Genomic DNA, 24,829 nt, shown 5'->3' on the forward strand with positions numbered 1-24,829 from the left:
TGTAGCTTGGGGCGCATTGGGTCGGGGTTAGGCTCCTACCCGGCCGGAGTCGACATTCGTGAGTGAGAAACCGAACAGGAGCCGGTAGCGCCAAAACGCAATGACGAGAGACGTGAACAGGATTGCTGCGCCAGCCCCGTGGAGTCCGGCGAACGGCAGGAGTGACACCTGCGCAATCCCCGAGACACATACCGATGCCACGTTTGTGACCGTCGTCATCCGATCGCGATGTGCCGTAAACAGGCTGAGGGCTCCGAAATCCGCCATGTAGCGTACGGCGAGCCCCGTAACGATCAGCCAGAAGGCCGACCACTGGGCAGCGAGAGCGGGCTGATCCAGCCACGGCAAAAGGATCTGAAAAGCAAACCCGACCGCAGTGCTAAGCGCCATGGTGGCGAGCGCTGTCGTCTGCATGAAGCGCCAGGCCAACTGGCAGTGCGCGGACGAGCCTCCGGTCCGATATGCGCTGATCAGCAGAGGGCGCTGCTTTTGCTGGAGGACCAATGCGAGAAAGGTGGTTGCGGAACTCCCGACCGTCCAGAAGAGGAAGTAGATGCCGGCGACCTTCAAGCCTAGGAACAATGTTATGAGATAGCGGTCGATGTACTGGCTCGCAACAAAGCCGAGGTCGCTTACCAGCATGAGGAAGGACTTTCGGATCGCGCCGGTAATCACCGAAGATCTAAACGGACGGGAAAAGGATGCTCGCCATGGCCAGGACCAGCTCAGGAAAACGAAAAGCCCTATCGAGACGACGCTTCCCGCTAGCCAGAAGCCGAACAGGCACGGAAGTGGCCTAAAGCTCGGGTGCCAAATAGCGAGCGGAACATAGACGAGAATCCAGGCCGCGCCGCGAATAAAGCCGATGGCGTTTGCCGAGAGGTGGTGCTGCAGGCTTGAAAGAAGATAGAAGATGTCGTTACCGACATGTTCGAACAGGATCACCCCAACGATCAGGACCCATAAAGCGGAAGTTCCTAGGACGATGGTAACCAGAATGGCGATCGTCAGGAGAACCATGTAGGCCGAGATCACGAAAGACCAATAATGGCGCATGCTGTCGATCATTTCGCCCGCGGGAGCGGTGACCGCGTCGCGCATCAGCAGATGGTTCATTCCAAGATTGACGACGATCGGAAGGGCCGCAATGGCGCCGGCGGCAAGCCCATACAAGCCCAATGACGACAGATCGAGATAACGGGCAATGAACAGGGCGAGGCCGAATTTGCAGCCCATGACGCTGGCCCGCATGGCCATGACTACAAGATCGACGAGGAGCCGGTTGAGTGAAGCGGGCACGGCTGCGGTGCTCATAATGTAGACGGTGAATCAGGCACAGGGAACCACCAGTATGTTCTGTACCCGACCTGCCACGACGTCTCCGGACGCCGCCCGTTGGATCGAATGGATAGTGGCTCGTTATGTGAACTGATGACCATGAACTCGCTTCCGCAAGGAAGCCTACATATGTCGAGTCCCCGGGATTTGAGGGGCATCAATAACCGCGTGGCTGAGAAGATGTGCGTGACTGCGCGATTGCCGAGCGCGGCTGCGCATGAGTAGCGCGACGACGCCGTGGTGGGCGTCGTCAGGCTAGTTGCTCCGGTGCGCTGAGCCTCAGCCGACGCAGCCGGGCGGCAAGCCGTTGTGGACAAAAGGTCACAGCAACGAAGCGAAGGACGGCCTTCAGGCTGATACCGTGAAGGTCGTGGCGAAATTGCCAGGCGACGTTTAAGGTCTCCTGAATGCTGCCGCCGCTCTTGCGGTAATCGGATAGCGTGATCAGCCCGCGGCGCGCGAAGCAGCGCCTAGCCTGGATTTGGATGGTCTTGCGCATCTGCGGGTCTTGGACATGAACCTCCGCGGTCTGTGCGATCAGATCGGCCACCTTGCGCCCGTCCTGCAGAAGTTTCTCGACGCCCAATCGAGCCGTCTCGGAGTCGTCGTGATAGGTGTAGGTCGCGCAGGCCTCGTTGATCAACCCAGCCTTGCCCAGCAGCAGGAGCGGCGCCCAAGCGGCGACGTCAGCTGTGTGCGGCAGATCAAGTGGGATGCCTCCTCGTTCGCGCAGGAGTTCGGTCCGCATCACCACGCCGCACATATTTACGGTGATCTGATCGGTCAAGAAGGCCCCCAGAATCGCGGCGCCGTCCCGAATGCCCGTATCGCAGAGACGACTGGTACGCGGGGGCCTCGTCCGTCCGAGCGATGCAGCATGAAGGTTGCTTAGCGTAATCACGCTCGAGAGCTGCGGCTGTTGCTTGATGAGGGCCGCTGACCGTTCGAGCAGCCACGGCATGACCCTGTCATCATCGGAAACGAAGACTATATAATCGCCCTTGGAATTCTCGAGACACGCATTCCAATTTGGGAGCAGGCCGATATTCGTTTCCTGGCTGATGACTCGCAATCTTGTGTCGCTAAAGCTTCCCAGAACGCGGACGGTATCGTCCGGCGAGGCGTTATTCGAGACGAGGACCTCGAAATGGGGGTAGGTCTGTGACAGCGCTGACGCAATGCATCCCTTTAGGAGCGCGGCCCGATTATATGTAGGAATCGCGATCGTCACGAACGGGTAATCCCGGCCGGCCCGGAAGTTGTGGTTCGCGACCGTCTGCACGGTATCCAAGGATACGCCCTTCGCAATGTTTACAGAGGGTACCATGGATCAGGTTTGTCGAACGTGACGCATCAGCAATGCGCGCGGGTGCCATGTGTCCGACCAAATATGCGCCGGTTTCTGATCGGAAGTGAACCTGGTGGCGTGCACGTCCGTCTCCCACACTCGATCATACATAGCGCGCATGGACGGCGAACGGCATCATTCAGGGCACGCCCAGTGTCAATTAGTGCAGAGTGGGCTGACCCGAGTTGACGGCCATCAATTCCGCCTCGTTGCTCTCGAGCGGCGGCGTACCTCAGGCGTGCTCATTCCGCGTTGCCCCGGCCTGCGTTCGCGTACTCGATCGGGATTTGCCTCGCGTGGGCTACAAGTCCACGTGGGCGACGTCACAAAAAACGGGGTGCCGTTGCGCGATACCCTTCGGGCTGCTTTCGCTCAATCGCCAGCGAATTAGTGCTGCCAGGGAAGAGAAAGTGTCTGCGTGGCAGAAGCATTGGCTTCACTGGTTAAGACCCTGCTGGTCTCGGCGCCGGAGCCGATGACGGCAGTCGCCGCATATTGATTCATCAGCGCCATTGCATGACTTGCATCACTCAGCAGGGACGACGAAGCGGCGCTCGGCGGCTTGGCAACCAACGAGACATTGTCGTAGAGCGCACCTAGTCCGTCACCAGACTGGCCTGCCAGCTCGCGGAATGTCAGGCGGTCCTGTCCGCCGGTGCCGGTCACCGTGAAATCATAGCTTTGCCAGGTGCTACCGGGCGGAACCACGTCAATGACCGAGCCGTTCCACAACACCGCAATTGAGCAGGTAGAGCTTGTGAACCCCGGCCGAGAGCGCGCGTCGAAGGAAAGAGCGTACTCTTGTCCGGCGACGGTCTTTACATCCTGATACAAGCCATCAAGAGCTCCGGCAAAGTCCAACTCGCCGTAATTGCCTCCGTTGCTGGCCTTCACGCCGTTGAGATTGTTCCAGAGCTCGATGGTGCCGCCACTGATGGCGTGCCAGCCCTGAGTGGAATTGAAGGCTCCCCACCGACCGTCCTGCAACGGCGCAAGTGATGACGACTCGAAGGATCCGTTCACAAGGAGATTCGTACCCGCTGCCGGCGATGACGTGACTGGCTGGGACGTGGCGGCGGTTAGTTCAATATTGTCATACAGCGCACCGAGTCCGTCACTGCCTTGGCCCGCCACCTCACGGAAAGTGAGGCGATCCTTGGCTCCGGTCCCCACCACCTTGAAATCGTAGGTTTGCCAGTCGGTGCCGGGAGGGACAGTGGCAATGAGTGTGCCATTCCACAGCACCTCGATCGAGCAGGTCGAACCAGTGAAGCCAAGTCGTGAGCGCGCGTCGAAGGACAAGTTGTAGGCCTGCCCGGCAACGGTCTTGACGTCCTGGTAGAAGCCATCTCGAGCGCCGGCGTAGTCGAGTTCGCCGAAATTGCCTCCGTCGCTGGCCTTGACCCTGTCGAGATTGTTCCAGAGCTCGATCGTGCCACCGGCGATCGCGGTCCAGCCGGAAATGGACTGGTAGGCTCCCCAACGGCCGCCGGCGAAGGGTGCCAAGGTCGTTGCCTCGAACGATCCATTGACCAGCAGGTTCTGGCCAGCTGCCGGCGGCGGGGTGACGGGAGGAGTCGCACTCACTATCACATTCAGGGCAGCGGATTTCGAACTGATGTTGCCCGCAGCGTCCGTGGCGTTCGCGACGAACGCGTGAGTCCCGTTTGGCAATTGCGCCGTGGTGAGGCTCCAGGCGCCGCTCGCATTGGCTTTCGTCGTGCCAATGACGGTCGTCCCTTCAAACACCTTTACAGTGCTGCCGGCTTCCGCCGTACCACTCAGCGTCAATTGCTTGGCGTCCGTGGTCTTGTCTCCGACTATACCGGTGTCGGGCGTAAACGCCGCGATCTTGGGTGCTGCCGGTGCCAGCGTGTCCGGCGGCACGACCGGAGGCGTTTGTGAAGATCCGAGCAGCGGCGGAGGCAAGTCTGCCTGGAATGCCGCAGTGCTCATGGAATAGTAGCCAACCGTCCGCCATTGGGTCGAGAGGTCAACCCAGTTACTGCCGCCGATGCCCGGATTGTTGCTGTGGTCGGAAAGAAACGGAGCCGTCGCATTTCGCCACCAATCGACGCCCACCATGGCCACCAGTTTCGCGTTCGGATCGGTCGTCCTCATATCCATTTGGACATAGACGCCGTCGACCGTTCCAGCCGCGTATGTCCCTCGCGATCCATACCAGAAATGATCATTGTAGCCGGCCACAGGGGCATCAAAGCTCGCGGCACCACTTGGCAGGCGAGTCACCTGCATCGGATAGGCTGAGTTGCCGGCGAAATCGGCGACGAAATGCCCCCCTCCCAGGCCAAGCCTTGACTGGTCCTGCACCAGCACCCATTGGCCGGTTTCCTTGATATGCACATAGGTTTTGGCGTTGGCGACTTCGACCTTTGCGTTCGCGGAGGCAGCGGCTCCTTCCTCGGTATAAACTTGCCCCCAGCCCTCGACGGCGGAAAAGCCCGGAGGCGGGGTCAGCTGACCACCAGGATTCCAGCCCTTGTACCAGCTGTAGCTGTGCGGCACGCCGGCCGGAAACCCCTCGCTCTGCCCAAGCGTGTTCTGTTTGATCAGCTCCGATAACGAAATCGCCATTTCAATGTCCCGGTCGTTTGGAGGTGTCGGTATTATGAGAGCAGTAATCGGCGTTGACCGGGCGAGCACCGCCTGCGGCCCTCAAGCATAGTCGCCTCGCGCCGCTCACGCTATCCGAACGCAATTTCTGCTGAGACGCGATAGTCACAAGGAACGGCCGCACGCCCGTACGGCCCAACTTTCAAGCGTCACTGAAATCGGCCTTGCCGAATCACATTGAGTCCTTCCTCAAAAGATGAACCAAGCCACAGCAAAGTTCAATCGACGCGCCTATCGAACTCGTTGCAGCCCACCTGAGACTTGCACGAATTTTATGCACCGGCCGCCAAATTGGGCGCTCGACGCAATGCAAGCCGACCCCATTTTCAATTTTGAGGCTCGCAACAGAATTTGTCGCCAATGTGATTGAGCTGATCCCGAATGGGGGTGTTAGTGCGGCGTTCTTCGATCAAAGAGAGACGATGAGGGTGGTGTTTGTCTCTTCGACGAGCGCAAGGCGCTTGAGCGCTCATCGTGCTACAGTAAAGAGTTATAAGATGTTTTTCGCCTTCACCCGTTGTGCAGTAAACGCGCCTTCAGCGGACTTGCGTCGAATTGTCTCGCGTCAGTTGGGCGCGTGCACGACTTCTTGAACTCGGGCGTCCTGGGCATCGCGTTGACTCGATTCGCGCATTGCTCGGCAACTAGGCAGAGGCCAGTCGCTGATCGTTCCGCGCCGCGCATTATTGAGAAGCGTCAATTCGACCCCGGAAAATCGCGGCTAAGCACTCGGAAAGCTTGCATCGCTTCCCTGATTTTCCGGGTTGCTCGAGACGGAAGGCATGACGTGATCGGTTTTCGCGCGGAGACCGGAGTGTCTCCTGTTCTGTCGGACTGGCTCGACCTCGCCCGCGGACTTGCTGCCGTCGAGGTCGCGGCATTCCATTCCTATCAGTTGATGTTCATGGAGAAGCTGCCGAGTGAGAGCCATGACCCGGCGATCAGATTGGTCTATTCCGTTCTCTGGACCCTGAGCGCACATGGCCCCGCTGCCGTCCTGGTGTTCTTTGTCTTAAGCGGCTACCTGGTGGGTGGGCCTGCGCTAGTCAGAAGTCTGCGCGGACGATTGCATGTAGTCGACTATTTCTCCGCGCGCTTGGCACGGCTCTATGTCGTACTTCTGCCTGCGCTGACCATCTCCTTCTGCGTCTATCTTTCAGCGCAGCAATCCGCGGGCTGGCAGAACTACGTTTCCTCTCATCAAGACGTCTACAACAGTGCGGCAATCTTCCACGCGCCTGTCGGTGTCGCGACCGCAATCTGCAATGGCTTGTTTCTCCAGACGATAGCTTGTTCGGAATTCGCCGGAAACGCGGCCCTGTGGAGCTTGTCGAACGAGTTTTGGTATTACGTGCTGTTTTTTGCGCTGATTTCGGTCCGCAGGACACCGGCCTACGGTCTACTCATCATCGCGGTTTTCGGATTGTTCTTGGTGGCGGAGCGCGTCGACAGCCATGGCACGCATATTGGCCTTAAATTCATCTTCTTCTTCTCCATTTGGTGCCTCGGTGTGCTTGCCTATGCCGTGACTGCACCGATCTGGGCGTGGTGTTGCGGCTTCCTCGCGAGTATGGGTGGCTTGTACCTTCTCACATCCAAAGGCCTTTTCCCGCAATGGGCCGCATTCAGCCTGGCTGTGGGGTTGGGCGCAGCCGCATTCATTATCGGCCTCGGCTATCTAAAGATACCACTACCCTCATTGCTGCGACGCGGCAGAGAACTCGCAAAATTCAGCTTTTCGTTGTACGCGATTCACTACCCGGTCCTCTTGCTGCTGAACGTCACGGTTGCAAGTAGTCGCCAGGATTTCACTCTCGCATCAGTCGGGCTTGACGCGAGCTTCATCCTGACTTGCCTGCTTGCCGCAGGCATCGTCTATTTCATGTTCGAAAGTCGCACGCCTGCGATCCGAGATTGGTTAAAGGGCATTATGCTTCACGGCATCGCGGGCCGTGGTCGTATATTCCGTCCGACAGCGATCACTGACACCGTTAGTTCGCCGAGCGCGCTCGCAGCAGATCGTGCGACGATGATACCTAGTGCGGTGGCAAAGCCGCCCCTGCAATCGTCCGGCACCGACGCTTCGCGGGAGCAGATCGCCTCCCCGCAATCGCGATATGGGGCGCCCGCGGCGAAGGTTCCGATGGTGCTGCTGAATGACGGCCATGCACTGCCTCAACTCGGATTCGGTGTCTGGCAGATCGACGATGCGCGCGCACCTGAGGTCATCGCCACTGCGATGAATGCCGGCTATCGCTTGATCGACACTGCGGCGAACTACGGAAACGAAGCCAGTGTCGGCGTGGCCTTGAGGCGGATGAATCTGCCGAGAAGCCAGTTGTATGTCACGACGAAGCTCCGTAACGAAGATCAGGGATACGATCGGACAATGCGCGCTTTCGACGCCAGCGCTGCGAGGTTGCAACTCGACGTGATCGATCTGTATTTGATTCATTGGCCATGTCCTCAACGCGCGGCCTACGTCGAAACCTGGCGTGCGCTCATTGAACTGCAGAAGCAGGGACGTGTTCGGTCGATCGGGGTGTCCAACTTCACGGCCGACCATTTGGAGCGCATCATCCATGAGACCGGCGTTACACCGGCGGTGAATCAGATCGAATTGCATCCCGCGTTTCAGCAACAAATGCTGCGAAATATCCATGAACGCTACGGCATCGTGACCCAGGCCTGGAGCCCGCTCGGCCAGGGCAGGGCTCTTGACGATCCGAGGATCCAGGCCATCGCCGACCGCAGCAGCCGTACCGTCGCGCAGGTCATTCTTCGCTGGCACCTCGAGACCGGCTCTATCGCGATTCCGAAATCGGCAAACGCGGCCCGCATGGCTGAAAACATCGAACTATTCGGCTTTGAGTTGACCAGCAATGACCATGCCGTAATTGCGGGGCTGGACCGGCCCGACGGACGGATCGGCCCCAATCCAGCAGCCTATGGGCAAATGCGCATCCTGCACCGGTTGACCCGACGCTTCTTGACGACCTGATTGGCGCGCGTCCGCGCGGTGGATGCGAAGTCAGTCTTGCGCAGCTGATGAACGCTGAACAAACGTCCACTCTACCGGTTCAAATTATCATCCCAGCTCGTGTGGACCGTTTGCTTGGGAGACGTCGCGTGTGCGGGTTCCGCGGAGCGACGAACCAGAAAGCCCCAAGCGAGTACAAGGTGATTTCGTGCACGGTCTGCGCGCGTCGATACGAACGCGAGAATGATCTTCTTCCTCGCCATCACCTTGGATTCAAGCAGATGCCACGATGCTATAGCGAAGACGAGCGTCGCGGCGAGGCTGAGCCCGAAATTGACGTACCACACGCGGTGATCGGGCCACAGCTGAGCCACTGTCTGCTGCACCGGAAATCCATAGAGATACACGCCGTACGAATAGTCGGCGACCTTGACAATCGGTCCGGTGCTGAAATTGAGCAGTCCGAGATAGACCGTGAGGTAGGCAATGAAGATAGCGGCGAGATCCTCGCCGGCTCGGGTCGAGGCGAGCACGGAAACAACGAAACCGGCGGCGCTGGCCAGAAAGAGCCAGGGGGAATACGCGATCCTGCTTCGGTTCAGGAATAGCGCGACCCCGCACAGAAAAGCGAGGACCAGCATTCGGCCTGGGGGCGCGGCTGGCGAACCCGGCTTGCCGCCAAGCAGGTCGCGCAGCGCCAATGCGATAATGATGAACAGCACGGCGAAGAGGAAGAGCCGGTGGCGCTTGGTTAGGCCGATCAACGCCGCCGCACTGATCGCCAGATAGCATTCGAGCTCGTGTGGGATGGTCCAGAGCTGGCTGTTCACCATGTTCGGTACGGGCAAGTCAGAAAAAACGCCCGGCAGGTAGAAGTGAATATCGCCGATCGTATTAAGGAAGTAGCGGAAGAAGTCCGGATCGGTGAAATACTGTGACAGTGGGAGAGTCGTAAAGAATGAACCGATCAACATCGCTGAGATCATGACTTCGGCGGTCAGAGCTGGAAAGATTCTGATAAGCCGCAATACGACGAATGACGGAAGATTGTTGCGCTCGAGGCTTCCTGCGACGAGGAAGCCGCTCAGCGCAAAGAAGGCCGGAATGACAAGCCAGACAAGTGGTTTGAGGGGACCGCCATAGAACCACTGCTCGGCGGCCAGACCGTAGCAAACTGCGACCGTATGCCAGAGGATTACTGCGATCGCCAATGTGATGCGTAGGACGTCGAAGCCCGCGGGCCTCCCCTTCGTCGCTTCCCATTTGTCTTCAATCGATGCCATCGCTCGGTCCTGCCGAGTGTAATGCGAGGTCGCTCTGATCCTTGATTATGAGCGGTTGGGATCGGGAAGTTGACAAGCGTCAAATCGTCGACGTGAGCGTTGTGACGTCGCGGCAGGCTTATTCGCAGCGCGTGCTGCGGGCAAACGTCTCAAGCGTTGGTACGCGATCGGCAACGAAATGGAAGTTGGTCCCTAATCGTGCAGACGACCAAGGGCTGCGCTCTGTCACTCAGTTCAATGCGACTTAGTCGAGTTGACGGTTATCAACTTGGTCTTGCGACTGCGACCTAGGGTCGATCTCGTCGCCCCATCCGCGATTGTTCGTCGGGATGAGTAGGGCGGTGTTCCTGAGACAGGAGATCCCGATGAAGGTTGTCATTCTCGCCGGCGGCTATGGTACGCGATTGAGCGAGCATACCTCGGTGGTTCCAAAGCCATTGGTTGAGATCGGTGGTCGCCCGATCCTGTGGCACATCATGAAGCACTATTCTCATCACGGCCTGAATGAATTCGTCATCTGCTGTGGTTACAAGGGCACGGTCATCAAAGACTATTTCATGAGCTACCTGTCTCATCAGGGAGATTTCACGCTCGACCTCCAGGCCAATCGCATTGAAATGCATCGAAACGGCTGCGAACCCTGGAAGGTGACCCTGGTCGATACCGGCGAGAAGACGATGACCGGCGGCCGGCTTAAGCGAGTGCGCGATTATCTCGGGGATTCGACGTTTTGCATGACGTATGGCGATGGTGTCAGCGACGTCAACATACGCGAATTGATCAAGTTTCATCATCAGCAAGGCGCGCTGGCGACGGTCACTGCGGTACAGCTGCCTGGCCGCTTCGGCGCTATCAATCTCTCCTCGGACCGCCCGCGCGCTGCGCAGTTCCGCGAAAAGGACGTGGGAGACGGTCAGGTCATCAACGGAGGCTTCTTCGTCGTGGAGCCGCAGGCTCTCGATCTTGTCGACAGTGATAGCACAAGCTGGGAGAGTGAACCGCTGACGCGGTTGATCGAACAGGACCAGCTCGCGGTCTATAGGCATCGTGGCTACTGGCAGAACATGGACACCTTGCGCGACAAGACTATGCTGCAAGAGTTATGGGATGCGGGCAATCCACCCTGGCGCGTGTGGGGCAGGAGTAGCGTCGCGGTGAATGCGAACACGACGACGCCGAAGCCGGCCATTCCCCATCAAGCCACGCTCTGAGGAGATGATCACATGCGCATTCTCTTCACGGGAGCCGACGGATATATCGGCGCGGTGCTTGGACCAAAATTGCTTGAACGCGGTCACCACGCGACCGGTATTGACACGGGTCTCTACCGTCGTGGCTGGCTATTCGATGACGGCAGGACACGGCCGATGGTGATGTCCCGTGATACGCGGCAATTGTCGCGGTCCGACTTGGTAGACTTCGACGCTGTGGTTCACCTGGCGGAACTGTCCAATGATCCGCTCGGGGAGAACGATCCCGCGATAACGATGGAGATCAACCACCGTGGATCGGCGGAGTTTGCGCTCAAATGCAAGGAAGCGGGCATCGAACGATTCGTCTATGCATCGTCGTGCAGTATCTATGGTGCGGCAGGGGGCGATCTGAAATCCGAGACGTCAACCTGCGATCCTCAAACGGCCTACGCGCGATGCAAGGTACTGGTTGAACGTGATCTCGTCGCGTTGACAGATTCCCGCTTCACGCCGGTGTTTCTGCGCAACGCGACAGCGTTTGGAGCATCCCCCCGACAGCGCTTCGACCTGGTCTTGAACAATCTTGCCGGTTGGGCGTTCACGGCGGGAAAGATACGCGTCATGAGCGACGGCACACCTTGCCGTCCTCTGGTCCATATCGAGGACATCTGCCAGGCAATCCTGTGTGCCCTCGAAGCGCCACGCGAGGCAGTCTGCGCTGAGGCATTCAATGTTGGCGACGAGACCCAGAACTATACTGTGCGTGAGATTGCAGAGATCGTGAACGAGACTTTTCCCGGTTGCGAGCTATCATTCGGTCCGAGCGGCCCAGACAACCGCAGCTATCGTGTATCTTTTGCAAAGATTAAAACTCACATGCCAAGCTTCCGCTGCGGATGGAATGCGCAGCGCGGTGCGCGGCAATTGAGAAGCGTGTTCGAACATATTCGGTTGGACGAAGCCATGTTCAACGCGGCGCCCTTTACTCGCCTTTCCGAGCTTCGCCACTTGCAACACACGGAGCAGTTGGATTCCCATTTGCGGTGGACGCCGATTCCCGAATTCGTTCCGGGGGCGAACGCGTTATCATTGGTCGGCGGCTGAGCGCCGGTGGATGGGCCGCAGGTGCGATAGCTGTCGGCCGTCGACGCACGTGCCGCGGCAAAAAGCGGAGCCTTACAATCTGTTGACTTTCACTTAAGCTATTATATTGTTTTTGCAGTGCCGCATTTTGGTCACGGTCCGGTTGCCAAGAGCGGCTAGGATGCAAGTCGATACTTAGACGGGGCGATTTTTGCTCGCACTTTTGTCAGTCGAGCTGCCAACGATATGAGCATTCCGGGTAAGAGTACGGGGTTGCTCGAGGATTGAGCAGTGTCTGTTATATTAGTAGTCGATGCGCACAGTGTTTATCGTAGCGGCCTCCGGGACGTGATTGGGACCCGGTTCAAGAATTCTCGCGTTGTTGATACGTCGGGGCTCGAAGGCGTCGATCTGGAGACCAGTTTCGATCTGATTTTGATCGACCTCGGCTGCCTCACCCCGCGCTCGCTCGGTGTTCTTGCTGAAGTATTCGACATAAGGCCCGCGACGCGTATTGCCGTGATGTCAACGTCGACCACGCGTGAGGATGTGCTGAGGTGTCTTTCGGCCGGCTTCCACGGTTTCGTGCCCAAGCTGCAGTCGGATGAGGAATTGCTGTCCGCGATCGATGATTTGTTGTCGGGACGCATCTATGTACCCCGGTGGCTGGCTGATGATGACGTTCGCCGGCCAGCAACTGCTCAGACGGTCAACTTCGATCTAGAGGCCCTGCGATTGACCCGCCGGCAAAACGAAATTCTTCCGCTCCTGGCTCAAGGAATGTCGAACAAGGAGATTGCGCGCGAATTGAGTATTGCGGAAGGGACCAGCAAGATTCACACAGCGGCTCTTCTGCGCGCGCTTGGCGCTCGGAATCGCACGGAGGCCGCGTTTATGGCCGCGAAGCTGGTCGGGCCCAGAGACCGGTTGGCCACGAAAATGAAGAGCAAGAGGTTTGTGATCAACAGGAGCAATAGCTCAGGTTCCGATCAGATCTCCGGCACCCGGTGGACCGGCCGTTCTTTCGAAGACCGGTGGAGCGATCGTCGCCTTTTCAAATGAGCGGCGTCATCATCTTGTCACGTCTCCGGGCGGGATCCGGCGCGCTGACCGCATCCAGGAGTTAGCGAACGAAGCGGTCGACGCGGCTCGCCGACGAGCCTTGGTTCGCCCCACCTCTCGGCAAGCAGCCAGAGCCTCTAGGAAGGCAAGTGTATCGTCGCCGCTGAATTGCGCCGCGCGGGTCTTCAGGTTGCGTCTTCTCCGCCTTCCTGGGGCATTTTCAATATGCCGGCATCGCACTCGGAGTTCCACCAGTGGATAATCCCGGGACACCTCTGGAAACTCGGACCATTAAGAGTTACCGGGAGCGTGCCTTGTGCATGCTTCGGGTCTGTTGCTCCGCTGTCGCAAATCGGTGCGACGAAGGCAGGCGCGGAAATCGGCACGACTGCCACAGCGACGCGCATCTTGCCAATCGTTTGCACGAATTTTTCGCTCGATTGAGTGCTGCGTGAGCAGCGAATAGTTTTCGCGCCTTACGGACTAGATCGACCGGCTTATTCGGAACCGGCAAAAACCTAACGCATTAGCCTGAATATCCTTCGGATCAAGACGCCCTACACTTCAATGCGCCGGATTAGGTGTTGAGGTGATAGACATGCTTACGGAATCGGCTTTGCTCGACGACGGAAAATTATCTACGCCAATCTTCAGATCGACTCGTAACGACGCTCTTGAGTTCCGACGGCCCTCCACATCCTTCATACCCCGTGGCCGGGCCCTATTCTGGGAGGGAGAGGAAGAGGCTCACAAGATCGAAATTGTTGAGGGCGTCGTTCGGGCGGTCCGGCTACTTGAGAACGGAAACCGCCAGATCCTCGCCTTCTATTGGCCCGGCGATGTGGTCATGCCAACTCATTCAACTAACCAGCAGTATACCGCAGAGGCCGTGACAGATTGTCGCGTAGTTCGATCGAAAGTCTCTGGAGTGTGTCGGAGCGATGAGCCCTGTGGTGCACACCAGGTCTTGGCGGATACGCTCTCGTTGGTGCTGACCATGAGCCAAAAGAATTGCGTGGCGCGCATCGCGTGGCTGTTGTTGCGCATTCGGCCGCACTTGCCTGCCGATCTCAAACGCCCGGAAGCACTCCGGCTTCAGTTGCCCCGGGCCGATCTTGCCGACCACGTCGGAACATCGCTCGAAACGGTTTGCCGCACGCTCGCAGAGTTCAAAGCGAAAAAACTAATTGACCTGCCCAACCGCAAGACCATCAGGTTCATCAATGTGGAAGGTTTGGCGAGAATCTCCAACGGGCCGGCCTTCGATTGATTTGATTTCGATTTGCGAATGAGAAAGTTCATCTGATTCCTTCCACGCGGCGGCGGCAGGTTCGGACTGGGCTGAGCGTTTCGCACTTTGGCCGTGACTGTTTCCCTTGTTTACGGCGGGCCAACGGTTGGAGTGGCCCGCCGTCTGCCGAAGTATGTTGCCGACCTACGGAGCGTCAGGCCTTGAGTGATTCATTTGCTTTCGCGTCGCTTAACATTTGGCATGTCGGCTGCAGCGCTGGAATGGCTCGCCGACGGAATACGGGTTGAACCGGTCGACCGATCAGATGGGCTTCCGGTCCGTCTTCCAGCGCCTTCCGGTACACGTCGAGTGCTCCATCGATGGCCTCGATGGTCTGGTCTATATCTTCATCAGAGTGCGAATAGCTCACGACCAGTGACGGGGCTAGCAAGCCGCGGCGGATTGTCTCCTGCAAAAACAGCGCGCGAAAGATCTGTGATGGCGCTCCGTTGCCATCGAGGCAGGTATAGATCAAGTTGGACGTCCGGCCGGCGAGCTTGAAATGGTTGGCTAGTCCGCGACGGCGCGCAGAAGCTTCGACCCGGGCTTTCAGGCGGTCTCCCTGGCGGTGGAGCGTCTCGATGACAGGCCGGTCGCGATAGGTGTCCATGACGGCCAATGCCGCGGCCAACGCGTGGGTTTCGGCACCGTGCGTGGTTGACAGCAAGAAGACACGGTCTCGATCATGATCGGGGCCGCCGAGCTTCATGATGTCGCTCTTGCCAACCAGCGCGGAGATCGCAATGCCGTTGCCCAGCGCCTTGCCGAACGTCGATAGATCGGCCTCGACCTCGTGATACCTCTGAGCGGAGCATTTCGGCCACCGAAAGCCCGTGATCATCTCGTCGAAAATCAAGAGGGCGCCGTTCCGATCACAGAGTTCGCGCAACCCGGTCAGATATCCGGCGGCAGGCGGCACCTCCTTTTCGGCCTCGAGGATCAACGCTGCGATCTGGCCCGGGTACTCAGCAAAAAGCGCTTCCGCCGAGGACAGGTCATTGTACCGGAATCCGAGCGTCAGCCGTGTCACATCGAGGGGGATGCCGGCGTCCATCGCCGTCGTGCAGATCGCCCAATCATCGTAGGAGAAGAAGGGGTGGTCGGAGCACATGGCGACCATATCCCGGCCGGTGTAGGCTCGGGCAAGGCGGATCGCGGCAGTCGTGGCCGTCGACCCGTCCTTCGTGAACTTTGCCATTTCGGCGCCGGGGACCAGCTCGATCAGACGCTCCGCGCACTCGACCTCCAGCGTCGATGGCCGCGTAAAATTTGTTCCTTGCGACAGCTGCTCTGTGGCGGCCCTGACTACAGCGGCAAAGCCATGGCCGAGTGACACGGCGCGCAACCCCATTCCGTATTCGATGAACTCGTTGCCGTCAGCATCCCAGACGTGGCAGCCGAAGCCCTTCAAGATGAAGCCTGGCGCCAGCAGCGGATATTGATCATCTCCCTTCGCGTAGGTGTGTGCTCCACCAGGGATCGCTGCGCGGGCTCGAAGTCGTAGTTCGTCAGACGCCGTGAACCTGCCGATAGTTTCTCTCGTCGCCGTTCCTGACCAGCAGGAAGAACTCATCTTCATAACCGACCCCGCTACCGCGCCCAATTTTCGAAGGACAAGCTTTCTTTCGCCAATCCCCGTTGCCTGTCGACCCATTCGATATGGCCAAAATGCCGCAGACTTGAGAGTTCTCAATTCGGCACCATTCGTGACAAAATTTTCAGCAGTCATTTCGAGTTGGTCGCTCTCTCCTACCAGATGGAAGCGGAGAGCGGGCTCTGCTCCTGCGCCGTTCCTCAACTGAAGTCATCGCCTCCCATCCCATCGTTATTGAGCTTCGTCAGATTGATGAATGCGGCGTCAGCTAGGTTGAAGGCCGTTGTGTTTCAGGGTTGGGTGCCAAGCATGTCTGAAGCTGAGCAACTCAGAACTGCAAGATACGTATCCGAAACCAGCGTCGCGAAAACGGCGAGGCGAGGCATCGACTGGCCTTTCCTCGGTGTCGCTTTGGCGCTGGTTTGCGTCGTCGCATGGGACCTCGCTCTGCTGTGGCTTGCCTTTCAACTTTGCCGAATCGCGTTCCTTTAGAAATCGGTAACCTAACGGTCTCTCCTGCAGCATGATATTTTCAGAAACGATCCTCACCGGAGCCTACACGGTGGACGTCGACAGGCACCAGGATAACCGCGGGTACTTTGCCCGGATATTCTGCGCCGATACGTTTCTGGCGCACGGTCTCAAATCCGTCGTCGCGCAGGGGAGTATCAGCTACAACGCGAAACGCGGCACGTTGCGCGGGATGCATTTTCAATATCCGCCGGCAGCGGAGGCCAAGTATGTGCGATGCTCCAAGGGAGCGGTGGCCGACGTGATCGTCGACTTAAGGCCGGAATCGCCGACCTATTTGCGCTCTGTCACGGTCAACCTGTCTGCGGACAACGGCCGCGGCCTCTACATACCCGAGCGCTTCGCACACGGCTTCATCACGCTCACTGACGACGCCGAGCTGATCTACCTCATCAGCAACTACCACGTACCTGGCGCCGAAGGCGGGCTGTCGCATGATGATCCGGCGCTTGCAATCGCCTGGCCGACAGACGTACGCGTGATCTCGGAACGCGACAGGGCATGGAAGCCGTACAGCGAGATCGGTGCCGAATTGAAGGCGCGGATGAGGTCCGCTGTGCAGGCAGGCACTTAGATCAGGCGGCGGCGCGACCTCGTCAACACGAAGTCTCGCCATATGCATCCCGAGACGGCTCCAGAAACTCAAGCGTGACTTGACGGCCGTCAATAGCTCCACGCCGACGACAGCTAGCGTGTTGGAAGCTATCGTCGCTTGCTCGGCAGGAGCCACAGAATGTTGGAAGAAGAAGTCACTCGCCCCCATAACGCCATGGCGCCATCTGTACGGGCAGCGGAGCCGAGTTGCTGCCGCTTCTGCAATACGCCCCTCGAACGTGTGTTCATCGATCTCGGACTGTCGCCGCTGGCCAATTCCTATCTGCGAGATGAAAAAGCCAAGCGGGACGAGCGGTTTTTTCCGTTGCGCGCGTACGTTTGCGGAGAATGCTTCCTTGTTCAACTGGAGGAATGGGAAGCGCCGGAGAACATCTTCGGGGACTACGCCTACTTTTCGTCCTATAGCGAGTCATGGCTGCAACACGCCAAGTCCTACGTCGCGCGGGCTATGGAGAGGTTCGGAATCGGTCCTCAGAGCAAGGTCGTGGAAATTGCAAGCAACGATGGATACTTGTTGCAATACTTTGTCGAGAAGGACGTTCCGGTTCTAGGGATCGAGCCGGCTCAAAACGTCGCAGCTGTGGCGCGCGCGAGGGGGATTCCGACCCGCGTGGAGTTTTTTGGCGAACGCGCCGCGCGCACCCTGAGGCGTGAGGGGTTGCGCGCCAATCTGTTGATTGGAAACAACGTCCTCGCCCACGTGCCGAACCTGAACGACTTCGTCAAAGGCATGAGCATCCTCCTCGAGGATCAAGGCGTCATTACAATGGAATTCCCGCATTTGATGCGGTTGTTCGACGAATGTCAGATCGACACGATTTATCACGAGCACTTCTCCTACTTTTCCTTCATCTCCGTCGAGAAGATCTTTGCGGCGCATGGGCTGACGTTGTTTGACGTGGAGGAACTGCCTACGCACGGCGGATCGCTGCGGATCTATGCCCAGCACAGCAAAGGATGGCATCCAATCTCGCGCCGGGTCGACGATCTCCGGACGCGCGAGATCAGCGCCGGATACGCCGATCTTGATCACTACGACGCGTTTGAAGAACGCGCTATGCAAACCAAACGCAAGCTGCTCGCGTTTCTCGAGGAGGCGAAGCGCCAGGGCAAGCGGGTGGTCGGCTACGGCGCCCCGGCCAAGGGAAACACCCTTCTGAACTATTGCGGTATTACCACCGATCATATCGAATATACGGTTGATCGAAGTCCACACAAGCAGGGCTGTCTGTTGCCGGGCACCCATATTCCGATCTTCGAGCCTGAGCGGATCAGCGTGACAAAGCCGGATTACATACTCATCCTACCCTGGAACTTGAAACGAGAGATCGTCAACCAGCTGTCGTTCGCCCGCAGCTGGGGAGCGCAATTCGTGGTGCCGATCCCGGAGCCCAGACTCGTAGATTGATCGGGGTTGAGTTCGCTAACGAGGTGAGGGATGGACGACATTGCGCGGCATGTAGATCTTGCGAACCTCAGGGAAAGCGAGATGGCGGTCGATCTGTCGGCTGATGAAAGCGGGCAGGCGATTTACGACTTTATCGCAGACATGTACCCGATCTGCCGTAGCATCACGGGAGACGGGGTTCGAAGAACGATTGACTTGATCCGAAACTACATCCCGCTCACTACTTGTGAGGTACCTTCAGGTCTGCAGGTGTTCGATTGGACTGTGCCCCCGGAGTGGAACGTTCGGGACGCATACATAAAGAACAGCGCCGGCGAACGTGTGGTAGATTTTAAGAAGTCGAACCTGCATCTCCTCAGCTACAGCACGCCGGTGCGGGCGCGAATGACACTCGACGAGCTCAAGCCCCATCTTTACTCGGATCCGGAAAGACCTGATTGGACGCCCTATCGCACGAGCTATTACCAGACGACCTGGGGCTTCTGTTTGCCGCACAATCTACTGCTGGCGTTGCCGGAGGACGACTACGAGGTCTGTATCGACTCTAGGCTCGAACCGGGCCATTTGACATACGGCGATTTGAGGTTGCTTGGCCGTACTTCAGACGAGGTGTTGATCTCCTGCCATATTTGTCATCCGTCGCTGTGCAATGACAATTTGTCGGGAATCGGGGTTGCTACGGCACTTGCCCAGTACCTTCGGAAGATAGACCATAGATATACCTATCGTTTCGTTTTTGCCCCGGGCACGATCGGCTCGATCACGTGGTTGGCGCTGAACGAGGCACATGTCGGGCGAGTTAAGCATGGATTCGTCGTAACCTGTGCGGGGGATCGGGGACCAGTGACTTACAAAAAAAGCCGCCGCGGCAACGCCGAGATCGACAGGGCTTGGTCCTACGTCCTCGAGCAGAGTGGCGATCCGTACGAGATCGAGGAATTTTCTCCCTATGGCTACGACGAACGGCAGTACTGTTCGCCTGGTTTCAATCTTCCGATCGGAACCGTGATGCGAACACCCTACGGCAAGTTCGCGGAGTACCACAGCTCAGCCGACAATTTGGACCTTGTTCGTCCAGCTGCGCTGCGTGACACGCTTTCGAAAGCAATTTCGACCATCGACATCATCGAGAACAATGCTTGCTACCGGAGCGAGAAGCCGTTCTGCGAGCCAAAGCTTGGCAATTACGGCCTCTACAGCGGGCTGGGCGGTCTTGCGGCCGGAGACTACCAGATGGGTCTGCTATGGATTTTGAACATGTCCGACGGAGAAAACTCACTTCTTGATATCGCCGAACGGGCTCGACTGCCTTGGGAAACGATCAAACAGGCAACGGCAGCGCTGAGCGGAGCAGGGCTCATAAAATCGATTGTCCCGGATCCGGCGAAGTAGCGCGATGGAGCTGGCTCGGTGTCGGACTGCGGCTGGCCAGAGAACGCGAATGCAACTCTCTGTGGCATGATGGGTTGCCATCTTCAGGTCGCGGCCAGCCGCGGCCAGCCGGTCGACAAGCGGGTGGGCAGAACGTCAGATTGAAGAGAATGTGGGTTGGCGCGACGTCATGATCCAACGGCTGTCGTTAGTGACCGGCTGGGTGGCGCTAGCTTTCATCGCCTTTGCAACACTTTCTCCCGGGTCCGCCCGACGCTGGACTTGAGCACTTCGCTGCCTTTGCCGTCATGGGGATCGCCTTTGCCTTGGGCGCGCCGCGCCGCACGTTGTTCATCGCTATCATGATGATCGCCAGTGCCGTTGCTCTTGAAAGTTTGCAATTGCTGACATCGGGCCGGAATGGTCGAGTACTAGATGCATTCGTAAAGGCGGCAGGGGGAGTTTGCGGCGTCGGCGTCGGCCGGGTGGGAACGCAGGTCTGGTGGGCGCGGGTCGATCGGATCAAGAACACCCTGAAGTCCCAACGACCCGGTACATCGGCATAACGAACCAGTTAGCGAGACAGAATCGAACAGGAGTTGCGGCGGTCGTGACGCCTAACGTCCGCGGCGGGCCGACTATCTCTCGCGTAGACTCTCCTGCTTGTACCTCATGATCGGTGAGAGGACGTAGCTGATGATGCTACGTGAGCCGGATTTGACTTCAACCGTTGCAGCCATGCCTGGAGAAAGGCTGACACGTCTGTTGTCGATGTCCATGTGGTTGCGGTCGAGCGATACCCGCGCGGCGTACACAAGCTCCTGGCCCTTCGGTTCGCTGCTGGTTGTCTCCGCACCCGACGACCTTGTGTTGCCGCTCTCTGGCGGTTTGTTGCGGGGAATGGCGTCCTGGGAGATGCTGACAATCGTGCCATGCAGCAGTCCGTAGCGGGTGAAATTGAAAGTGTCGATCTTGATGGCGGCTTCCTGGCCTGCTTCGATGAAGCCGATGTCCTGGTTCGATATCATGGCTTCGACCTCGAGATTACTGTCGGTTGGAACAATCAGCATAAGCTGTTGCGCCGGCGTGACGACGCCGCCGACTGTATGGACAGCGAGTTGCTGCACGACACCTTCGATGGGAGCTGTCAGACTCTGCAAACCCGCGTGTCGCTCCGCCTTGATGACGTCCTGGGTTAACCCGGCAGCCTTCTGTTCCGCTTTGGCGAGTTCCTCGAACAGAGTACGCTCATACTCGGCGATTGCCTTGTTTCGGGTCTCCATGAGAACGCCAATGGCGCCGTCTGCTTCGCCGAAACGGCTTTGCTGAACAACTATCTCCTGGCGTTGGCCGACCAGTTCCTGGAGCTCAGTCAAGTACAACAGCTTCGAGCCCAGCTCTTTCTGATACAGCTGCTCGCGTATTTCAACGCGCTGCTGAAGTGGACCAATGGTTGCCTTCAGCTTCTCAATTGACGCCTTGGAGGTCGCTCGCTCTGCTTCTTTCTGCGCGATTTGACGATCAATTGTGGCGAGCTTCGCATTCTGCTCGGTGGTCTGGCTGATAAGAAAGCGACGGTGCATCTCGGCCAGCGCAGGTGACGCGCCGGGCGGGGCTTCGAATGTTGAGGCGGGATCGGTCTTGTTTGAGAGCAAGGACTTCAAACGCGCGACGTCGAGCTGTGCGCTCATCAGATCGCCCTTCAAGTGGCTAAGTTCGGCCGCGGAAACAGTAGCATCCAGATCGATCAGGCGTCCGCCGGCTGCGACAACTTGCCCGTCGCGGACGTAGATCGCGCGGACAACGCTGGTTTCGAAGGGTTGAATGGTCTTGGTCCGGCCGCTTGGAATGATCTTGCCCGGAGCGATGGCAACAATGTCGACCGTTCCAATGCAGGCCCAGGCCAATGCGACAGCGAGCCCGGCCATAATGCTGACGATGATGGCACGTCCCACCGGAGACGGAGGCGTCTCGATTATCTCTAGTGCTGCGGGCAGAAAAGCGAGCTCGTGGCTCGGGCGCGCCTCGTCGGTGGGCCCGAGCCTTGCGACCGCGCGACCGAGCTTGCGGGCGTGATCTGCAAAGACAATGACGGCATTCCCCGAGCCGCTCTGCGCCGGCCCCGACGGCCGCCGCTCTGCGGTTAAAGGCGCTCGGCCGGCAAGGCCGGAAAACAGGTCGGTCAGTCGAGACGTCATTGCCAATGAACGCGCCTTCAAATCCTTCACTGGGCCCAGGCAATTTTGAGAGAGGCGCAGGACCCAAGCGGAGATGGCGCGGCGCCGGATAATCAAAACCAGCCGCCCATCCCAGATAGCTTCGAGTTCAGATCTGGAGATGATAGCCGGCCTTTCGGCGCCGGGAGCAAGGACCACCGCTTCGTTGCCGTGCAGTTTTCCAAGCAACAGGAAGCTTTGGCTGCGAAGCGGAACAATTCCCGGCAGAGGATGCTTTGACAGCTCATCCCAATCGGTCAGTGCACAACGTGCAGAAAGGTTGACCTCTCTTGCATAAGCGAGCATTTCCGGAACGCCGATCGGAGCGTAGCCTGACCGTCGGCGAATGTGATCGAGATTGCTCTCAATACCGCGCAGGCGTAGGAGGACGTCCAGGACAAAAAGCCCGGGGTCTTCGATAGCCTGTGTCACAGTCCGCTCCATCGGCCCTCAGCGATTCCAATACGGAGTGCGAGACGGGTAGGCCGGGCCGCATCGTCTCCTTGCGCGGTCGTGAGAGAGAAACGTGCTATGGAAGCTCATGGAAACCTGTCTGCAGGCGATAGAGCTTGGAATACCGCCCGCCGCGATTGAGCAGTTCTTGATGGGTGCCGTCCTCGATCAGGCGGCCATCTTCTATCGTGATGATGCGGTCGGCCATTCGCAGGGCCGACAATCGATGCGCAATGATCAGTACAGTCCGGCCCTGTGAGATCTTCGCCATATTTTGTTGAACAATGTGCTCGCTCTCATAGTCGAGTGCGCTGGTGGCCTCGTCAAGAATCAGGATCCGAGGATCGGTTACAAGTGCGCGCGCAATTGCAATGCGCTGACGCTGTCCACCTGACAGACCATTCCCCCGTTCCCCTACGGTGGTGTCATAGCCCTGCGGTAGCTGCAGAATAAAGTTATGTGCACCAGCCATTGTGGCCGCCTCGATCACGCGCTCGGTCGATGTCGCGGGATCGGCGAACGCAATATTATCCCTGATCGAGCAGTTGAAAAGCATGTTGTCCTGAAGAACCACGCCAATCTGGCGACGCAACCAGGCGGGGTCCACCTGCGCAACGTCGATGCCGTCGACCAGTACTCGGCCGCGCTCAGGTATGTAGAGTCGTTGCACCAGCTTGGCCAACGTGCTCTTTCCCGACCCCGAGGCGCCTACTATTCCAATGACCTGGCTCGCGGGAACATGGAAGTGCATATCCCGCAGGATCTCGGGTCCGTCAATGCGGTAGCGAAAGCTCACGTGCTCGAAAGTGATATGGCCTCGGATCGCAGCCAGTGCCATCTTGCCGGGGTTGTAGACCGGCTCGGTCTCCGTATTCAGAATATCGCCAAGGCGTGCGATCGAAAGCCTGGCCTGATGAAAGTCTTGCCAAGTCTGAGCCAATCGAAGCACTGGAGCGCTTACGCGGCCGGCGAGCAAATTGAAAGCAACAAGTTCGCCAACGGTAAGATCGCCACTTATGACAAGTCTTGCGCCGAAATAGAGGATAGCCGCGCTGACCAGTTTGCTGACAAATTGAACCAATTGACTTGCTACGTTGGCAAGACTGATGACTCGAAAACTAGCGGCGACATATCCGGCGAGCTGCTGCTCCCAACGGCGCTGCATCTGGGGCTCGACCGCCATTGCCTTGAGTGTCTCTATTCCAGTCACACTCTCCACAAGGAAGGCCTGATTTTCTGCGCCACGATGAAACTTCTCATCAAGCCGTCGCTGAAACAGCGGCGTGGCGGCGGCGGAAATTCCGACATAGATTGGAAGCGAGAAGAGAACGATCCATGTCAGCGCCGGTGAGTAGAAGAACAGCATCGCGATGAAGATGATCGCAAAGAACAAATCGATGATCAGCGTCAAGGCCGAACTGGTCAGGAAATTGCGGATATTTTCCAGTTCCCGCACCCTCGCAACGGAGTCGCCAACGCGCCGTGCCTGAAAATAGCCAATTGGCAGAGCCAGTAGGTGACGAAACAGCCGGGCGCCCAGTTCCACGTCGATCCGATTTGTGGTGTGGGAAAACAGATAGGTGCGAAGGATGCCAAGTATGGTTTCAAACAACGCGATTGCGACAAGGCCAATAGCGAGAACGTCCAGAGTGCGCATGCTCTGGTGAACCAGGACCTTGTCGATCACGACCTGAAAAATGAGGGGCGATACAAGCGCAAAAAGCTGCAGGCAGAATGATGCAGCCAGAACTTCGGTCAGAAGCCGCCGGTACTTGTGAATCGCGCCGAGAAACCAGGTGATGTCGAAGCGGCGGGCGAGATCGGAGAGAGACGCGCGTCGCGTCATCAGGATCACCGATCCGTCCCAGGCGGCCTCGATCTCCATTCGCGACATTATGACCGGCTGAGGGCGACCAGGCTCGAGAGCGATGACCTTGTCCTCACTGGCCTTTCCGAAGATCAAGAATTTCTCCTCGCGCAGGATGGCGAGTGCCGGCATGGGTAGACTGGAAAGCCTAGACCAATTCGTCCTGACGACGCGTGCCCTTAGCCCCAGATCTTTGGCGCAGCGGAGCATCTCGGCGATCCTGACAACTCCTCCGAACTGATGACGGATCCGTTCAGGATCAACTGCGACCCCGTTAAATCGGAGCATCATGACCAACGCGATCAATCCTTGATCGGGGATTGCGCCAGTCGGCTCAAGTTGCTCGTGCATTGGCACTCCGCGCCGCATCACGCAGTTTGGCCGGGTAATGCCTGTGGCAGCGAATATCGACCATGATGGTATGCCGCCCGATGCTGCGCGTGGCTCAGGACGCAACCCGGTATCGGCCGATTCAGGGAAGAATTCCGGCGAGGCAGCAGGCCATCAACCCATTTTAGGAGCTGCCCCGAAAGCGAGTTGACGGCTGTCAATATCGGGGGGA

16 protein-coding genes and 2 pseudogenes are annotated in these 24,829 nt (G+C 58.2%); 11 read left to right on the plus strand and 7 right to left on the minus strand.

Annotated features, from left to right (window positions below):
• Positions 1-27 precede the first annotated feature (27 nt).
• From QSV46_RS03250 to QSV46_RS03260, 3 genes are all read right to left on the minus strand, one after another.
• Complete coding sequence (locus QSV46_RS03250) at positions 28-1,299, minus strand: lipopolysaccharide biosynthesis protein (RefSeq protein WP_314946280.1); 1,272 nt, start codon at positions 1,297-1,299, stop codon at positions 28-30.
• 289 nt (positions 1,300-1,588) lie between these two features.
• A complete protein-coding gene (locus QSV46_RS03255) occupies positions 1,589-2,620 on the minus strand; it encodes a glycosyltransferase family A protein (protein WP_314946482.1) in 1,032 nt (343 codons plus the stop codon).
• A gap of 453 nt (positions 2,621-3,073) precedes the next feature.
• Positions 3,074-5,281 carry an Ig-like domain-containing protein gene (locus tag QSV46_RS03260; protein ID WP_314946283.1) on the minus strand — a complete coding sequence of 736 codons (2,208 nt, stop codon included), beginning with the start codon at positions 5,279-5,281 and terminating at the stop codon, positions 3,074-3,076.
• An 853-nt stretch (positions 5,282-6,134) separates the two neighbouring features.
• Here QSV46_RS03260 and QSV46_RS03265 point away from each other — a divergent pair.
• Together QSV46_RS03265 and QSV46_RS03270 are read left to right on the plus strand one after the other, a co-directional pair.
• Positions 6,135-7,169, plus strand: a pseudogene (locus tag QSV46_RS03265) (acyltransferase family protein); the annotation flags it as partial.
• Between the two features lie 294 nt (positions 7,170-7,463).
• A complete protein-coding gene (locus tag QSV46_RS03270) occupies positions 7,464-8,321 on the plus strand; it encodes an aldo/keto reductase (RefSeq protein WP_314946483.1) in 858 nt (285 codons plus the stop codon).
• Between the two features lie 71 nt (positions 8,322-8,392).
• Here QSV46_RS03270 and QSV46_RS03275 read toward each other — a convergent pair whose 3' ends face one another.
• On the minus strand, positions 8,393-9,583 hold the full coding sequence (locus tag QSV46_RS03275) for an acyltransferase (RefSeq protein ID WP_314946285.1): 1,191 nt from the start codon (positions 9,581-9,583) through the stop codon (positions 8,393-8,395).
• Between the two features lie 365 nt (positions 9,584-9,948).
• On the opposite strand from QSV46_RS03275, the gene rfbF reads away from it, so the two are divergent.
• From rfbF to QSV46_RS03300, 5 genes and pseudogenes are all read left to right on the plus strand, one after another.
• The gene (rfbF, locus tag QSV46_RS03280) at positions 9,949-10,794 is read left to right on the plus strand and encodes a glucose-1-phosphate cytidylyltransferase (RefSeq protein ID WP_314946287.1); all 846 of its coding nucleotides are present in this window, start codon (positions 9,949-9,951) and stop codon (positions 10,792-10,794) included.
• A gap of 12 nt (positions 10,795-10,806) precedes the next feature.
• Positions 10,807-11,880 (plus strand): SDR family oxidoreductase, encoded by a 1,074-nt coding sequence (locus QSV46_RS03285; RefSeq protein WP_314946289.1) that lies wholly within the window; start codon positions 10,807-10,809, stop codon positions 11,878-11,880.
• 270 nt (positions 11,881-12,150) lie between these two features.
• Complete coding sequence (locus QSV46_RS03290; RefSeq protein WP_314946292.1) at positions 12,151-12,921, plus strand: response regulator transcription factor; 771 nt, start codon at positions 12,151-12,153, stop codon at positions 12,919-12,921.
• Positions 12,922-13,519: 598 nt separating this feature from the next.
• A pseudogene (locus tag QSV46_RS03295) lies at positions 13,520-13,822 on the plus strand (cyclic nucleotide-binding domain-containing protein); the annotation flags it as partial.
• An 87-nt stretch (positions 13,823-13,909) separates the two neighbouring features.
• Positions 13,910-14,191 (plus strand): helix-turn-helix domain-containing protein, encoded by a 282-nt coding sequence (locus QSV46_RS03300; protein ID WP_314946485.1) that lies wholly within the window; start codon positions 13,910-13,912, stop codon positions 14,189-14,191.
• A gap of 175 nt (positions 14,192-14,366) precedes the next feature.
• Here the strand turns inward: QSV46_RS03300 and QSV46_RS03305 are convergent, their stop codons facing one another.
• Positions 14,367-15,785, minus strand: a complete 1,419-nt coding sequence (locus QSV46_RS03305) for a glutamate-1-semialdehyde 2,1-aminomutase (RefSeq protein WP_314946486.1) — start codon at positions 15,783-15,785, stop codon at positions 14,367-14,369.
• A gap of 544 nt (positions 15,786-16,329) precedes the next feature.
• Between QSV46_RS03305 and QSV46_RS03310 the strand changes: the two genes are divergently transcribed.
• From QSV46_RS03310 to QSV46_RS41355, 4 genes are all read left to right on the plus strand, one after another.
• A complete protein-coding gene (locus tag QSV46_RS03310; protein ID WP_314946295.1) occupies positions 16,330-16,911 on the plus strand; it encodes a dTDP-4-dehydrorhamnose 3,5-epimerase family protein in 582 nt (193 codons plus the stop codon).
• 195 nt (positions 16,912-17,106) lie between these two features.
• A complete protein-coding gene (locus QSV46_RS03315) occupies positions 17,107-18,360 on the plus strand; it encodes a class I SAM-dependent methyltransferase (RefSeq protein ID WP_314946488.1) in 1,254 nt (417 codons plus the stop codon).
• Positions 18,361-18,390: 30 nt separating this feature from the next.
• Entirely contained in the window at positions 18,391-19,752 is a 1,362-nt protein-coding gene (locus tag QSV46_RS03320) for a DUF4910 domain-containing protein (RefSeq protein WP_314946297.1), read from the plus strand.
• Positions 19,753-19,976: 224 nt separating this feature from the next.
• Complete coding sequence (locus QSV46_RS41355; protein WP_409997134.1) at positions 19,977-20,297, plus strand: VanZ family protein; 321 nt, start codon at positions 19,977-19,979, stop codon at positions 20,295-20,297.
• A gap of 72 nt (positions 20,298-20,369) precedes the next feature.
• Here QSV46_RS41355 and QSV46_RS03325 read toward each other — a convergent pair whose 3' ends face one another.
• Positions 20,370-22,379: an HlyD family type I secretion periplasmic adaptor subunit gene (locus QSV46_RS03325; RefSeq protein WP_314946299.1), complete on the minus strand. Its 2,010-nt coding sequence runs from the start codon at positions 22,377-22,379 to the stop codon at positions 20,370-20,372.
• Between the two features lie 97 nt (positions 22,380-22,476).
• Entirely contained in the window at positions 22,477-24,618 is a 2,142-nt protein-coding gene (locus tag QSV46_RS03330; RefSeq protein ID WP_314946301.1) for a type I secretion system permease/ATPase, read from the minus strand.
• Positions 24,619-24,829: the final 211 nt, after the last annotated feature.

This window comes from Bradyrhizobium cosmicum, assembly GCF_032290525.1.
Classification (GTDB): domain Bacteria; phylum Pseudomonadota; class Alphaproteobacteria; order Rhizobiales; family Xanthobacteraceae; genus Bradyrhizobium; species Bradyrhizobium cosmicum_A.